This is a genomic window from Robiginitalea sp. SC105, from assembly GCF_014243345.1.
Classification (GTDB): Bacteria; Bacteroidota; Bacteroidia; order Flavobacteriales; family Flavobacteriaceae; genus Robiginitalea.
The window spans coordinates 437,003-449,991 of sequence record NZ_JACLZF010000001.1 but is presented as its reverse complement, the minus strand read 5'-3'; the positions used below and the strand labels follow the sequence as shown (position 1 = coordinate 449,991).

Genomic DNA, 12,989 nt, shown 5'->3' with positions numbered 1-12,989 from the left:
CGAACGGAAAGATATCTGTGGCCGGACGCGCGCATTGCCGCCCGGCCTTTTTTATGCCCCCTATGCAGACCGGCACCTTGTATATCGTCCCCACACCCATAGGCAACCTCGGCGACATGACCCTGCGCGCCGTGGAGGTGCTGCGGGATGCCGACCTGATCCTCTCCGAGGATACCCGTACCAGCGGGAAACTGTTGAAGCACTTCCAAGTGGATACCCCCCAGCGTTCCTACCACATGCATAACGAACACCGGTTGGTGGACGGCCTGGTTGCCGAAGTCGGCTCCGGCCGGAAACTCGCCCTGATCTCGGATGCCGGCACCCCGGGGATTTCCGACCCGGGCTTTCTGCTGGTGCGGGCCTGTATACAGGCGGGGCATCGGGTGGAATGCCTTCCGGGGCCTACGGCTTTTGTGCCGGCCCTGGTCAACAGCGGGTTCCCGACGGACCGCTTTGTCTTTGAAGGCTTCCTGCCCCCTAAAAAGGGTAGGCAGACCCGCCTTGGGGAGCTGGCGGAGGAAACCCGGACCATGGTGTTCTACGAATCCCCACATAAGTTGCTCAAAACCCTGGACCAGTTGGCGGAACATTTCGGACCCGGTCGGGAAATAGCGGTATGCCGGGAGCTGACAAAGCTCTATGAGGAAACCCTGCGGGGCAGCCTGGAGGAAATGGCAGCCCACTTCAGGGAGCATCCCCCTAAAGGGGAGTTTGTACTGGTCGTCCGTGGGGCTGCCGGGGCATGAGCGATTCCCGCTTACCCGTGCTTTCCCTTTTCCCATCCATACCCCGACAGGTATTTTTCCCCGCTTTCCACGGCACCCGCCTCGATGGAGGTCCCCATGGAATCGTTCCAGCGGTTGAGGTATCCGAAGAGGGAGATCACCCCGAGGATTTCGACGATTTCCCCTTCGTCCCAATGTTTGTGAAGCCGCACTTCAAGTTCGGGCGATACGGTATTGGGGACCTGGGAGGCCGCCAGCGCAAAATCCAGGGCTGCCCGTTCGGCTTCGGAAAAGGCTTTGTGGGTCCGGTATTCCCAGATGTTCTCCAATTGTTCCGCCTCTGCCCCGTAGCGCTCTGCAGCCCGGATGGCATGTGCCTGGCAGTACCGGCACCCGGCCGCGTTGCTGCTTACCCAGGCGATCATCCGCTTCAGGGCCGAGGTTACCCGGCCCCGGTTTTCCATAACCGCCATGTTCAGTTGGATAAAGGCCTTGGAAATGGCGGGCCGCCGCTGCATGGTCAGCACCGAATTGGGGCAGAAGCCCAGGGTTTCATTGAAGAATTCCGCCAGCTTCCGGGTTTCGGGATCGGCATCGGGGTCCAGGGGGGTCACAAGGGGCATATGGTGCGTTTTTATTGTACTTTTGGGGACAAGAAACGAAAAAATTATGGCTTCCACCAATCACGTAACCACACGCTGGCTCGGCGATATGGCATTTGAGAGCAACAATCCCTCCGGCCTGACTTTCCGGATCGATGCAAGCCCGGAAGACGGGGGGGAGGGCTCCGGGTTGCGGCCGAAAGCACTCATGCTCAGCTCCCTCGCCGGGTGTTCCGGCCTGGATGTTGCCGGGATGATCCGCAAAATGAAACTACAGGTTTCCGGGTTCCAAATCGAGACCATTGCCACCCTCAGTGAAGAACACCCCCAGACCTATGTGTCCGTTCGGGTGGAGTTCCACTTCCACGGCGACCAGCTGGCGCACGCCAAGCTGCAGCGGGCCGTGGACCTGTCGGTAGAGAAGTACTGCGGGGTGATCGCCATGTTCCGGAATTTTGCGGAACTCGAATTCAAAACCGTATTCCACGACTCCTGATCTTATTTACCGTGACCGGGAGGTGTAACCGGCCTTCACCCCGGGGGTATAATTTTACGCAATGGCTATGAGTATGCGCTGGGTATTTAAACCGGAACCGGACGCAGGGGCAGCCGGCTCCCTTGCCGGCGAATTGGGTATTGACCCGCTGCTCGCCGGCCTGCTCGTGCAGCGGGGGGTGGCAACCTTTGACGAAGCACGCTTTTTTTTCCGGCCGGAACTCGCCCACCTGCACGACCCCATGGAGATGCGGGATATGGACCGGGCCGTCACCCGGGTGGAAGAGGCGCTGCAATCCGGGGAGCGTATCCTGGTGTACGGGGATTACGATGTGGACGGTACCACGGCGGTTTCCCTGATGGCTGCCTATCTCCGGGAAACGTCCGATGCCGTTGCCACATACATCCCGGACCGCTACCTCGAAGGTTATGGCCTCTCTTTCCAGGGGATCGACTTTGCAGACGACAACGGGATAGGCCTGATCATTGCCCTGGACTGCGGGGTAAAGGCGATCGAACAGGCCCGGTATGCGCGGGAAAAGGGCATTGACCTGATCATCTGCGACCACCACCGGCCCGGGGAACAACTGCCCGAAGCCGTGGCCGTCCTCGACCCCAAACGGGCGGATTGCCGGTATCCCTACAAGGAACTATGTGGCTGCGGGGTTGGCTTTAAGCTCATCCAGGCGCTCCACGGCAGGAAAAATCTCCCTTTGGAAGACCTGTTGCCCTACCTGGACCTGGTGGCCACGGCCATCGGGGCGGATATCGTGCCCATTACCGGAGAGAACCGGGTTCTGGTACACTACGGGCTTGACGTGATCAACCACCGGCCCCGGCCGGGGATCCAGGCGCTGCTGCGGGGAGTGGAACGGGAAAGTTACCAGGTTTCCGACCTGGTTTTCCGGGTGGCCCCCAGGATCAACGCTGCAGGGAGGATGCAGCACGGGGAGGATGCCGTCCGGTTACTGACAGAAAAGGACCCGGAGGTGGCCCGGGCACTGGCCGATGAGATTGAATCCCTGAACAGCTGGAGACGGGAAACCGAGCAGTCCATTACGGAAGAGGCCCTTTCGATGATCCGGGAAGGGGGGGAGGAATCGCGCATGAGCACGGTGGTGTATAAGGAAGACTGGCACAAGGGGGTCATTGGCATCGTGGCTTCCCGCCTGATAGAAACGTATTACCGGCCCACCCTGGTTTTTACCCGGAGTGGCGACAAACTGGCCGCTTCGGCCCGTTCGGTTCGCGGGTTTGACCTTTACGAGGCCCTTGAGGCCTGTGCAGACAGCATCGACCAGTTTGGCGGGCATACCTATGCGGCCGGGCTGACCCTGGAGGCGTCCCGTTTCGGCGAATTCAAGGAACAATTCGAAAAAGTGGTGGCAGGCCGTATCCGCGAGGAATCCCTCACACCGGAAATCCAGGTGGACCTTCCGATCCACCTGAGCCAGGTCCATCCCAAACTGGTGCGCATCCTGAACCAGTTCGGGCCATTCGGCCCGGGAAACCCTTCCCCCTTATTTGCTGCCGGGCCCTTAACGGACACCGGCTTCGCACGGACGGTCGGGGAGGCCGGGGCGCACCTGAAGCTCGCGGTGACCCAGGACGGTACAGGGCCTTTTGGGGCCATAGGGTTCGGACTCGGGGACCGGCTTCCCCTGATCAGCGGGGGCAGGCCTTTCCAGGCGGTTTTTTCCATTGAGGAAAACCACTGGCAGGGGCGTATGAGTATACAGCTGAAAATACGGGACATCCGCGAGATGCCCGCGGAGGGATAGCTTGCGCGGGGTCCTGGTTATTTGCGGAAATACTCCAGCTGCAGGTCGTCCCCGTCAAAGACGCCGTAGCTGTAATGGCTGATCCAGTCGCCCAGGTTGATGTACCGGGAAGAATCTGAAAGGGGGATGTCCAGGGGAAGGTGGCGGTGCCCGAAGACAAAAAAGTCGTAGTGGGCATCCTGCAGTTTTCGTTTGGCGTATTGTACCAGCCACTCCCCGTCCTCGCCCCGGAAGGTCACATCCTCGCTTCCCGATATCAGTTTGTTCTTTATCGAAAAATACTGGGCCATCCGGACGCCCAGGTCGGGGTGGAGCCAGCGGAATGCCCATTGGGCAACCGGGTTTGTGAAGACCTTTTTCATCCGCTTGAACCCTTTGTCGCCCGGCCCCAGGCCGTCTCCGTGACCGATGAAAAAGCGCCTGCCCCCGATTTCAAAGACTGCGGGCCTGTGGTACACCGGGATGTTCAATTCTTCCTCGAAGTAGCCGTTCATCCAGAGGTCGTGGTTGCCCACAAAATAAAAAACAGGAATCCCCTGGTCGGTGAGGGAGGCCAGCGTCCCCAGCGTCCGGGTAAAGCCTTTCGGGACCACCCGCCTGTATTCGAACCAGAAGTCGAATAGGTCCCCGAGCAGGAAAATGGCGGCAGCATCCTCGCGGGCGGCCTCCAGCCACTGGACAAAACGGCGTTCCCGGGCCAGACTTTGGGCAGCAGTCGGCGCCCCCAGGTGGTTGTCGCTGGCAAAATAGACCTTTTTACCGGCCGGGATCTCGATATGGCCCTCTAGGGATTTGTTCTGATGCATCCGCTTCAAAGATACGATTTGCGCCGGGTCCGCCACCGGCTAGGCCGGATTGTCACTCGCAAACCACTCCGCATAGGCGGTACCGGTTTCTCGAAGGCGCAGGGAAAACAATTTGATGTGGGGCGGCAGCCGCCTGCCGATGCGGGTGGCAAAATCGATGACCATGTTTTCGCTGGTGGGCTGGTAATCGCACAGGATGATCTTATGTCCCTCCTTTTCGAGGGTCCTGGCGAGCTCCACATGGGGCGTGTTTCCATTGAAGACGGTGGCGTGGTCAAAGGGGTCCACCACTTCCTCCCGGACCACCTTCTTCAGGTCGCCGAAATCCATGACCATCCCCAATTTGATATGGCCTGCCTCCCGGATGGGCGTGCCGATGACCGTAACCGACAGGTGGTAGCTGTGGCCGTGTACGTTGCGGCATTTGCCGTCGTACCCGTACAGGGCGTGCCCGGTTTCGAAAGTGAATTCCTTGGTGATGCGGATTTTTGCCATTTTCGACGCTGTATGTGCAAAAGTAGAAATTCTGCCGGACCCGGGGCCAATTGATTTCTTGTAAGCGCGTTTATGTAACTTGCCAAAAAAAAGTTGGCAGCCAAACGACTCAAATCCTTTGCCGACCAGGAGCGGCTTTCCCTCCGGGATTCCTTTAAGGGTTGGCAGTCCATCCCCAGGTTTTTCAGGGAGATCTACGCCGCCGGGCCGGGCCTGTTTGCCCTGAACCTGACCGGCCGGCTCCTCAAGGCGTTCAGCCCGGTGGTGTTGCTCTGGATCGGCAAGATCATCATCGATGAGATCGTCCTGCAGATGGGCAATCCGGAAACGGACCTTACCCGGTTGTGGACCTTTGTGGGCCTTGAACTGGGGGTCGCCCTGCTGACGGACCTCATCGGCAGGTGGGTGACCCTTACCGACGGGTTGCTCGGGGACCTGTATTCCAATGCCTCTTCGGAACGCATCATCCGGAAGGCCCGTGACCTGACCATGGAGCAACTGGAAAACCCGGTCTTCTACGACAAACTGGAGCGCGCCCGCATGCAGACCAACAGCCGGGTGTCCCTGATGAGCAACGTCCTGGTCCAGGGGGAAAGCCTCCTGTCCATCGCCTCCCTGGTTGCCGGGCTCATCTATTTTGAGCCCTGGCTGATCCTGTTGCTCCTGATCAGCATCGTCCCCTCGTTTATCAACGAACTGAAATTCTCCTCCGACCGGTATTCCCTGGCGCGGAGCTGGACGAGCGAGCGGCGGGAGCTCGATTACCTGCGCTATATCGGGGCCAACAACCGGACCGCCCAGGAAGTCAAGCTATTCGGGCTGACCGGTTTCATCGCCGCCCGGTTCCGCGACATGGCGGCCCAATATTACCGGCTCACCCGCCGGCTGGCAATCCGGCAAAGCCTTTTCGGCGGCCTGTTCAACCTCCTGGGGATCCTGGCCTATTACGGGGCTTACGTACTCATCATTTTCCGGACCCTGGGCGGCCTGCTTACCCTGGGGGAGCTCACCTTCCTATCCGGCTCCTTCAACCGGCTGCAGAGCAACATGCAGGGATTTTTCTCCCGCTTTACCCGCATTTCGGAGAGCGCCCTGTACCTGAAGGACTACTTTGACTTCATCGACCTGGAACCCGAGCGCCGCGCCCGGGAGGTGGTCCCTTTGCCGGATGAGATCCGGGAGGGCTTTGAATTCCGGGACGTGTACTTTACCTATCCCGAAAGCAGCACCCCGGTCCTGAAAGGGGTGAGCTTCCGGATACGCGCAGGTGAGAAGCTCGCCTTTGTGGGGCAGAACGGGGCGGGAAAGACCACCCTGATCAAGCTGATCCTCCAGTTTTACGAGCCCACCTCCGGGCAAATCCTCCTGGACGGCACAGACATCACCCGCTTCGACAAGGAGGCCTACCGCCAGCGTTTCGGGGTGATCTTCCAGGATTTCTTCCGCTACGAGTTTACGCTGAGGGAGAATATTGCCGTTGGGGATATCGGGGCGGTGGCGGACGATGCGAGGATCGGGGAGGCCGCGCGCAAAAGCCTGGCCGACCAGGTGGTGGGGGAAATGGCCGGGGGCCTGGAACAGCAATTGGGCCGGCGGTTTAACAAGGGGCAGGAACTCAGCGGGGGGCAGTGGCAGAAGGTAGCCCTCGCCAGGGCCTATATGAAGGACGCGGATATCATGATCCTGGATGAGCCCACCGCTTCCCTCGACGCCCGGGCGGAATATGAGGTGTTCGAACGCTTTATCGGGCTGACCAAAGGCCGCACCAGTATCATCATCTCCCACCGCTTCAGCACGGTGCGCATGGCCGACCGGATCCTCGTGCTGGAAGGCGGGGTCATCTCGGCCCTGGGGACCCATGAAGAGCTCATGGAGCAGGGCGGCCTATACGCGGAGTTGTTTGCCCTGCAGGCCGCAGGGTACCAGTAGCGTTTATTCGATGACGATTTCCGGGTCTCCCTGGAACAAGGCCACGTGGCAGCAATCGGCGCCGGCCAGGAAGATGCGGCTCGCCACCAGGGTGCCGTTGGCAAAACCCCGGAATTCCAGCGATACGCGCTTATTGCGAAGTTCTCCCAGACGGGAATCGGTCAGGATCGGATAGGAATTGGACTCCCTGTATCCTTCCAGTTCCGTGGGCGTGTATTCGGGCGTTACGTTCGCGCCTCCGGATACCTCCCGCACCTCATAAACGTCAAGGGGAATGGCCACCCCGGAAGGATCGCTGACAGACACCCCGATGGTACGGAATTCGAGCGTGCAGGCGACCCCGGAACAATCCGGTTCATTATCGGAATTCTCGCAACCGTAGGCTAAAATCAGGAGGCAAAAAATGAGTCGCATAATCAGGGAGTAAAGGTTCATACAAATTGCCGGTGAAAAATTACCGGGGTCTCTTCAAGATACGTACCGGCCCCAGGGGTTGCTTCCGTCCCGGAAACCTGCCGGAGCCGCGTATTGTGTGCAGGCCGCTATTTCTTTTCCTTGAATTTACGAAGCGTTGCCTGGGTGGTTTCCGAAAGGGCCAGTTTCCCCGTTTCGGCGGCGCGACGGGCCAGTAGTTCCTGCCAGTGACCGGTCCCTTCCCAAAGGGCATTTTTCAGGGCGGAGAGGGCCGCAGGCGAATAGGATGCCAGTTTGGCTGCGAAAAACTCCGATTCCTCATCCAGTTCTTTCCGCGTTTCGAATACGCGGGCATACAACCCCTTTTCCAGCGCCCAGTAGGCGCTTTTCCACTGGTCAGGCGACAGGGACAGTTCGGCCAGTCCGGCCACCCCGGCTTTCCTGGCAACTGCCGGGGCAATGACCAGGGGGGCGATCCCCAGGCTGATTTCCGACAAGCGGACTGAAGCCGCTTCCGAGGCGAAGGCATAATCGCAGGCGGCTACCAGGCCGACCCCCCCGCCCACCACTTTGCCATGGACCCGGGCGACGATGGGTTTGCGGCAGCGCCTCATGGCGTTGATCACCCGGGCAAAACCACTGAAAAACACCGCCCCTTCCTCCTCGGTGCCGATTTCCAGCAGTTCGTCGAAGGAGGCGCCTGCGCAGAAGGCGCGGTCCCCTTCTGATTGCAGCAGGATCGCGGCAACTTCCGGGTCGTCACTGGCCCGGTCGAGTTCCTTTTCGAGACGGCCCAGCAGGTCGGAGGTAAAGGAATTGCTGGCGGGGTGCCCAAATTCAATACGGGCCAGTGCCCCGGTGCGCTGGGTATACAGGCTGCCTTGTTTTCGGGCTGTGCTCATGGTTTTTACCCAAATTTATGCCTTTTGTAAGAGCGGGCGAAATTTTTGGCGGAAGTTCCAGACCAGGGGTGCCCCGCGAAACAGCATCCAGACCGTGAAGGCCGCCCAGATGCCGTACAGCCCCCAGCCCATCAGTTTTCCCAGGTACAGTACGGGGACAAAACCCAGAAAGGTGGCAAACAGAAGGACATTCCGCAAAAAGCGCATCTTGCCCATACCCTTGTAAATCCCGTCAAAAACAAAGGCGATCCCGTTGATGGGCATCCCCAGGAGCAGGATGAAGAAGAAGCTGTAAAATGCCTGTAATACCAGGGCATCCTCCGAAAATAGGCGTCCCAGGGGGCGGTAGCCTATCGCACCGGCTGCCATGAGCAGCAGACAGACCCCCAGGCCATACTGGGTGAGTTTTTTAGCCAGGTTCCAAAGGCTGTCGTAGTCCCTGGCACCGAGGAACCGCCCCCCGAGTATTTTCCCGGCTGAGGAATATCCGTCGATAAAGAAGGCGGCAAAAAGCCAGAGGTTGATGGCGATGGTATGCGCGCCGATGTAGCGGTCGCCCAGGGCCGTCGCCTCCCGCACCGCCAGCAGCAGGGCCAGGTTCAGCGCGAGGGTCCGGACAAAGAGGTTGAGTACCATGCCGACCAGCCGATGCATTTCCGGATGGATGGGAAAGCGCAGCCGGAGCCGGATCGGGGTCCGTGCAACCAACAGGCCCAGGGCAAGCAGGGCCATCACAAACTGGGCGATCAGGCTGGCCCAGGCCGCCCCCTCGAGCTGCATGGCAGGGATCCAGTCCCCCACCCCGTAAACCAGGGCAAAATCCAGCAGGATGTTCAGGCCCGCACCGGTAATGGCAATAAGCATGGGCCATCCGGTATTTTGCAGCCCCTGGAAGATCCCCATAATCGCAAAAGTCAGGAGCGTCAGGGGGAACCCCCAGACCCGTATCCCGAAATAGGAGATGCAATACTCCAGGATCAGCCCGTCGGCATTGAGCAAGCCGAATATCTGGCTGCTCAGGGGGAGGGAAACGCCCAGGATAACCAGACTGAGAGCCAGGTTGAGGTAGATGGCCTGGGCGGGCAGCGTCTTGATTTCCTCCAGGCGATCGCCCCCGACATACTGGGCGACGATGGCCGATACGGCCGACCGGGTCTGCCCGAGGATCCAGATGAGCATGGACAGGAAGGACCCGACGATTCCCACCGCAGCGAGGGACTCCAGGCCGTTGACCGGGATATTGCCCACGATGGCCGTGTCCGTGATACTCAGCACGGGTTCCGCGATACCGGCAAAGATGGCCGGCACAGCGAGTCGGTTGATGTTTTTTCGGGAAAGGGCGGGATTCACGCGGGCGAAGATAAGATGCGCTCGTAACAATAGAAAGGATAGGCGCTTTGTTTGGGGAAATAAACAGCCCCGAGCCGCTGGTACCCCCGTTGTTCGTAGAACCGCTGGTTGCGGGGGTTCCGGCTGAAGGTATCGAGCCGGATGGAAGCGGCCCCTTCCGCTGCGGCCCGGGCCTCTGCGAAATCCATCAATTTCCGGGCGTACCCGCGCCCCTGCAGGTCGGGATGGACGCCCAGGCGATGCACGTACCGGTTCCGGTCGTTGGGTGTCAGCCAAAGGACCTGCCGGTATTCCTCGTCCATTACTTCGGAAAGGACCAGGGTGCCCACAGGGCCCTGCCCGAGGTCGAGCACCCAGAGTTCCCCCCGGTCTATATCCTGTTGGAAGGCTTCCCGGGAGGGATAGGTTTCGGTCCACTGAAAAATACCCCGGGCGCACATCTCCCGGCCGCAGGCCCGGGTCAATTCAAGAATTTGGGGGATTTCAACTACTTTTGCAGGGCGGATCATTTCGCAGCCGACATTTTTGTAAATTTAGGGGAATTAACCATATCCAACCTCCCATGAAAAGAATCCTGGTCCCAGTAGGAAATCCTGAAAGTGCAGTAGAGACGCTTCAGTATGCCGTAGATTTCGGTGCGGCCTTCAAAGCCCAGGTCTACGCCATGGAGGTGCTGACCACAGCCAGCCGTGCCGGGGATTTATCCAATGTCAAGGAAAGGATGGTGGAAAGCAGCCAGGAACGGCTGCGTGAACTGATCGGGCAGATCGACAGCGGCTCCACCGAGATAAAAATCGCCACCTATACCGGGGATCTGGTCGACGGCATGAACGACCTGACGGAGGAACTGGACATCGACCTGATCATCATTTCCCCGCGCAGTGTGGAGATCGATGAGGAGCTCTACCTCGGGAATACCACCGGGCGGATCATCAAAAGAACCGATATCCCGACGCTGATTGTACCCAAAGGGTGCACGTTTGCGCCATACAAAACGATACTCACCGCCTTTCGTTCCGGGGTACTGAAAAGGAAGCGCATCCTGCGGCCCCTGATCTCCATCAAGGAGAAATTCGGGGCAACTGTGAACCTCCTGTTGGTTAAAACGCCCAACTACACGGACGATGACCTGAAGATCAATACGGCCCTCATGGATATCGCCTCCCAGGTGACCATGACCGAGCATGCGAGTACCTACCTGGGGGTGCTGGAGCACCTGCAAAGCCAGCATCCGGATATGCTTACCGTATTTCGCCGGAAACGGGGCTTTTTCAGCAACCTCTGGGAGAAAAACACCATCCTGAAATCCGAATTCTCGGCCCGTATCCCGGTACTGGTGTTGAGCGTGAAGAAGGACTGACCCCCTGTCCGATTGGTACACTGAATTCCAATGATTTCCTGCCTGCATGGATAGTGCATGGAAGATTCTCAGCTTTATAGGCCAACCAAAATTACCGGGTGCTGAGAGGCCTACAGGGACATGGCCAGGATAACTGTCAACAAAAGTGACCGGGTAAATAAGGGCGTACGATTGGGGAAGTAAACCAGGGGTTCCGACCGGCTGGCCCACGCGATTAAAATCTCATGTTCGAAAAACGCATAATAAGAAGATTCCGTACTGCCATTACCGCCCGTAAAAGCAGAATATGTGGGGCCTTTAATGACAATGATGCGCGAACCATTTGAGATGTAAGCGTCCAATTCATTGCGGATCGCCCCGGATGAAGGGTTTCTTTTCAGGTGAAAGTTCCAGATTTCATCAGGATGGAGGGAATGACGGATTTCGGCATCCCTGAGCTCGAGATCCACCTCATCTCCTACATAGGTCTCGCTGGTCACTGGCATTTCGGGCAAGTTGAGTATTTCTCCCAGGATCTGAGAACCACCACCGTCTTCCTGCCAATATCCTGAGGTCCAGTATTTTTTACCCTGGATTTTAAATTTGGTTTGGCTCGAATCCTGCAATTCCACCCGAAAGCCCATTTTTTGCATGAGTTCCTTGCGGCCATTCACCCAAACCTTATTGGAAGATGAAGTTATGCCCGACCGGTACCTGGCCGTTCCAAAATTCTCCAGGGTAACCTGCGCCTTGCCAAACCATTCCGACTTTGGCCATTGGATAATTACCGAATCATAAGCAACGCCAGGGACATGGGGCCGGGGTTCTGGGGGTAACTGAGCGCGGGTGGATAGAATTACCATGCAGGAAAGCAAAGTAAACACTCGATTTATGAGATCTACGGACATGCCAAATTGCGAGTTGTTCCCCGAGGGAAGTGACGGGCTGCCTAAAGGTAGTTAAATATGGAATCCCTTTCGTCCGCCGCCGGACCATCCGTGAGCTACATGGTGCTTTTTAGTGAGGAGCCAGATGGAGCGTTGGCACCGTCCTGCAAATGGCAAGACCGGAGTCGCTTCGCAGCTCCGGCGGACTCCCGTCCTGCAAATGCCATTTACATCGCACAGGCTGCGTTATAAAACGCAGGCGCCTGTCCAAATAAAAAAACCGCTAGAGTGAACTCTGCGGTTTTTTTGTTGTCCATTCGCGCGATGTAAATGGCGCTTGATCTGTGGAGAATACCGGAGTCGAACCGGTGACCTCTTGCATGCCATGCAAGCGCTCTAGCCAGCTGAGCTAATCCCCCGTGAACTAGGAGGCAAAAATACGCTTTTTATGCAATTTCCAAAAATGTTATTGTTTTTTCTGATTGGAATATGCAGGGCGGGCAAAGGTTGGTATCTTGTAGTTTTACGAATCAAAAACACAAAAGGAGATGGAACGATTGAAAGATAAGGTAGCCTACATTACCGGGGGCTCCAAGGGAATCGGATACGGGATCGCAAAGGCGTTGCTCGATGCGGGAATGAAAGTTGCAATCAGCGGCAGGCATGAAAAGGTCCTCCGGGAGGCAGCGGCCTCGCTGGACCGGGAACGGGTTATCCCCATCGTCTCCGATGTGACCAACCTGAAAGATGAGGAGGAGGCAGTAAAGACCATCCTCTACCGGTGGGGGCAACTTGACGCGGTAATCGCCAATGCCGGGCTGGGGCATTTTGCCCCGGTGGACGAACTCTCGCCCGATCAATGGAAACAGATGATCGACACCAACCTGACCGGCGTGTACCATACGCTGAAGGCGGCCCTTCCAGCCCTGAAGGAATCCCATGGGTATTATATCACGGTAGCCAGCCTGGCAGGCACGAACTTTTTTGCCTCAGGAGCCGGATATAATGCCACCAAGTTCGGGGTAGTCGGCTTTACCCAGGCCGCCATGCTGGATCTGCGGCCGTTCGACATCAAGGTTTCGACCATCATGCCGGGCTCCGTGGCAACCCATTTCAACAATAACGAGCCTTCCGAAAAAGATGCCTGGAAAATCCAGCCAGAGGACATCGGGGAACTGGTCCTGGACCTGCTTAAAATGCACCCGCGCACCCTGCCCAGCAAGATCGAGGTCCGGCCCTCGCGGCCCGACAAGAAATAGGCGGA

General features: G+C 58.1%; 14 protein-coding genes and 1 tRNA gene. 6 read left to right on the top strand and 9 right to left on the bottom strand.

The window, feature by feature from the left end; translation table 11 throughout:
- Nucleotides 1-62: 62 nt before the first annotated feature.
- Entirely contained in the window at nt 63-746 is a 684-nt protein-coding gene (gene rsmI / locus H7F20_RS01965) for a 16S rRNA (cytidine(1402)-2'-O)-methyltransferase (protein WP_185784466.1), read from the top strand.
- An 11-nt stretch (nt 747-757) separates the two neighbouring features.
- On the opposite strand, the gene H7F20_RS01960 is transcribed toward rsmI, so the two are convergent.
- Nucleotides 758-1,348 (bottom strand): carboxymuconolactone decarboxylase family protein, encoded by a 591-nt coding sequence (locus tag H7F20_RS01960; RefSeq protein WP_185784465.1) that lies wholly within the window; start codon nt 1,346-1,348, stop codon nt 758-760.
- 46 nt (nt 1,349-1,394) lie between these two features.
- On the opposite strand from H7F20_RS01960, the gene H7F20_RS01955 reads away from it, so the two are divergent.
- Nucleotides 1,395-1,823 carry an OsmC family protein gene (locus tag H7F20_RS01955; protein WP_185784464.1) on the top strand — a complete coding sequence of 143 codons (429 nt, stop codon included), beginning with the start codon at nt 1,395-1,397 and terminating at the stop codon, nt 1,821-1,823.
- 61 nt (nt 1,824-1,884) lie between these two features.
- Complete coding sequence (gene recJ, locus H7F20_RS01950; protein WP_255443948.1) at nt 1,885-3,603, top strand: single-stranded-DNA-specific exonuclease RecJ; 1,719 nt, start codon at nt 1,885-1,887, stop codon at nt 3,601-3,603.
- A gap of 17 nt (nt 3,604-3,620) precedes the next feature.
- On the opposite strand, the gene H7F20_RS01945 is transcribed toward recJ, so the two are convergent.
- A complete protein-coding gene (locus H7F20_RS01945) occupies nt 3,621-4,409 on the bottom strand; it encodes a UDP-2,3-diacylglucosamine diphosphatase (protein ID WP_185785791.1) in 789 nt (262 codons plus the stop codon).
- Between the two features lie 39 nt (nt 4,410-4,448).
- Nucleotides 4,449-4,904: a 6-carboxytetrahydropterin synthase gene (locus tag H7F20_RS01940; protein ID WP_185784463.1), complete on the bottom strand. Its 456-nt coding sequence runs from the start codon at nt 4,902-4,904 to the stop codon at nt 4,449-4,451.
- Between the two features lie 93 nt (nt 4,905-4,997).
- Here H7F20_RS01940 and H7F20_RS01935 point away from each other — a divergent pair, with 93 nt between their 5' ends.
- The gene (locus tag H7F20_RS01935) at nt 4,998-6,833 is read left to right on the top strand and encodes an ABC transporter ATP-binding protein (protein WP_185784462.1); all 1,836 of its coding nucleotides are present in this window, start codon (nt 4,998-5,000) and stop codon (nt 6,831-6,833) included.
- A gap of 3 nt (nt 6,834-6,836) precedes the next feature.
- Here H7F20_RS01935 and H7F20_RS01930 read toward each other — a convergent pair whose 3' ends face one another.
- From H7F20_RS01930 to H7F20_RS01915, 4 genes are all read right to left on the bottom strand, one after another.
- Entirely contained in the window at nt 6,837-7,247 is a 411-nt protein-coding gene (locus H7F20_RS01930; RefSeq protein WP_185784461.1) for a hypothetical protein, read from the bottom strand.
- A 128-nt stretch (nt 7,248-7,375) separates the two neighbouring features.
- Entirely contained in the window at nt 7,376-8,149 is a 774-nt protein-coding gene (locus tag H7F20_RS01925) for an enoyl-CoA hydratase/isomerase family protein (protein ID WP_185784460.1), read from the bottom strand.
- A gap of 15 nt (nt 8,150-8,164) precedes the next feature.
- Nucleotides 8,165-9,499, bottom strand: a complete 1,335-nt coding sequence (locus H7F20_RS01920) for an MATE family efflux transporter (protein ID WP_185785790.1) — start codon at nt 9,497-9,499, stop codon at nt 8,165-8,167.
- Complete coding sequence (locus H7F20_RS01915; RefSeq protein WP_185784459.1) at nt 9,496-10,008, bottom strand: GNAT family N-acetyltransferase; 513 nt, start codon at nt 10,006-10,008, stop codon at nt 9,496-9,498. Before H7F20_RS01915 ends, H7F20_RS01920 begins: the two co-directional genes overlap by 4 nt.
- A gap of 53 nt (nt 10,009-10,061) precedes the next feature.
- Between H7F20_RS01915 and H7F20_RS01910 the strand changes: the two genes are divergently transcribed.
- On the top strand, nt 10,062-10,859 hold the full coding sequence (locus H7F20_RS01910) for a universal stress protein (RefSeq protein ID WP_185784458.1): 798 nt from the start codon (nt 10,062-10,064) through the stop codon (nt 10,857-10,859).
- A 110-nt stretch (nt 10,860-10,969) separates the two neighbouring features.
- Here H7F20_RS01910 and H7F20_RS01905 read toward each other — a convergent pair whose 3' ends face one another.
- Nucleotides 10,970-11,746: a hypothetical protein gene (locus H7F20_RS01905; protein ID WP_185784457.1), complete on the bottom strand. Its 777-nt coding sequence runs from the start codon at nt 11,744-11,746 to the stop codon at nt 10,970-10,972.
- 324 nt (nt 11,747-12,070) lie between these two features.
- Nucleotides 12,071-12,144 (bottom strand) — tRNA-Ala (locus H7F20_RS01900).
- A 129-nt stretch (nt 12,145-12,273) separates the two neighbouring features.
- Between H7F20_RS01900 and H7F20_RS01895 the strand changes: the two genes are divergently transcribed.
- Entirely contained in the window at nt 12,274-12,984 is a 711-nt protein-coding gene (locus H7F20_RS01895) for an SDR family oxidoreductase (RefSeq protein ID WP_185784456.1), read from the top strand.
- The last annotated feature ends 5 nt before the right edge of the window (nt 12,985-12,989 follow it).

Excerpts from the sequence above, each read along its gene's own strand:
- rsmI (WP_185784466.1), top strand. The coding sequence starts at position 63 with ATGCAGACCGGCACCTTGTATATCGTCCCCACACCCATAGGCAACCTC.
- H7F20_RS01960 (WP_185784465.1), bottom strand. The coding sequence starts at position 1,348 with ATGCCCCTTGTGACCCCCCTGGACCCCGATGCCGATCCCGAAACCCGG.
- H7F20_RS01955 (WP_185784464.1), top strand. The coding sequence starts at position 1,395 with ATGGCTTCCACCAATCACGTAACCACACGCTGGCTCGGCGATATGGCA.
- recJ (WP_255443948.1), top strand. The coding sequence starts at position 1,885 with ATGGCTATGAGTATGCGCTGGGTATTTAAACCGGAACCGGACGCAGGG.
- H7F20_RS01945 (WP_185785791.1), bottom strand. The coding sequence starts at position 4,409 with ATGCATCAGAACAAATCCCTAGAGGGCCATATCGAGATCCCGGCCGGT.
- H7F20_RS01940 (WP_185784463.1), bottom strand. The coding sequence starts at position 4,904 with ATGGCAAAAATCCGCATCACCAAGGAATTCACTTTCGAAACCGGGCAC.
- H7F20_RS01930 (WP_185784461.1), bottom strand. The coding sequence starts at position 7,247 with ATGCGACTCATTTTTTGCCTCCTGATTTTAGCCTACGGTTGCGAGAAT.
- H7F20_RS01925 (WP_185784460.1), bottom strand. The coding sequence starts at position 8,149 with ATGAGCACAGCCCGAAAACAAGGCAGCCTGTATACCCAGCGCACCGGG.
- H7F20_RS01915 (WP_185784459.1), bottom strand. The coding sequence starts at position 10,008 with ATGATCCGCCCTGCAAAAGTAGTTGAAATCCCCCAAATTCTTGAATTG.
- H7F20_RS01910 (WP_185784458.1), top strand. The coding sequence starts at position 10,062 with ATGAAAAGAATCCTGGTCCCAGTAGGAAATCCTGAAAGTGCAGTAGAG.
- H7F20_RS01905 (WP_185784457.1), bottom strand. The coding sequence starts at position 11,746 with ATGTCCGTAGATCTCATAAATCGAGTGTTTACTTTGCTTTCCTGCATG.
- H7F20_RS01895 (WP_185784456.1), top strand. The coding sequence starts at position 12,274 with ATGGAACGATTGAAAGATAAGGTAGCCTACATTACCGGGGGCTCCAAG.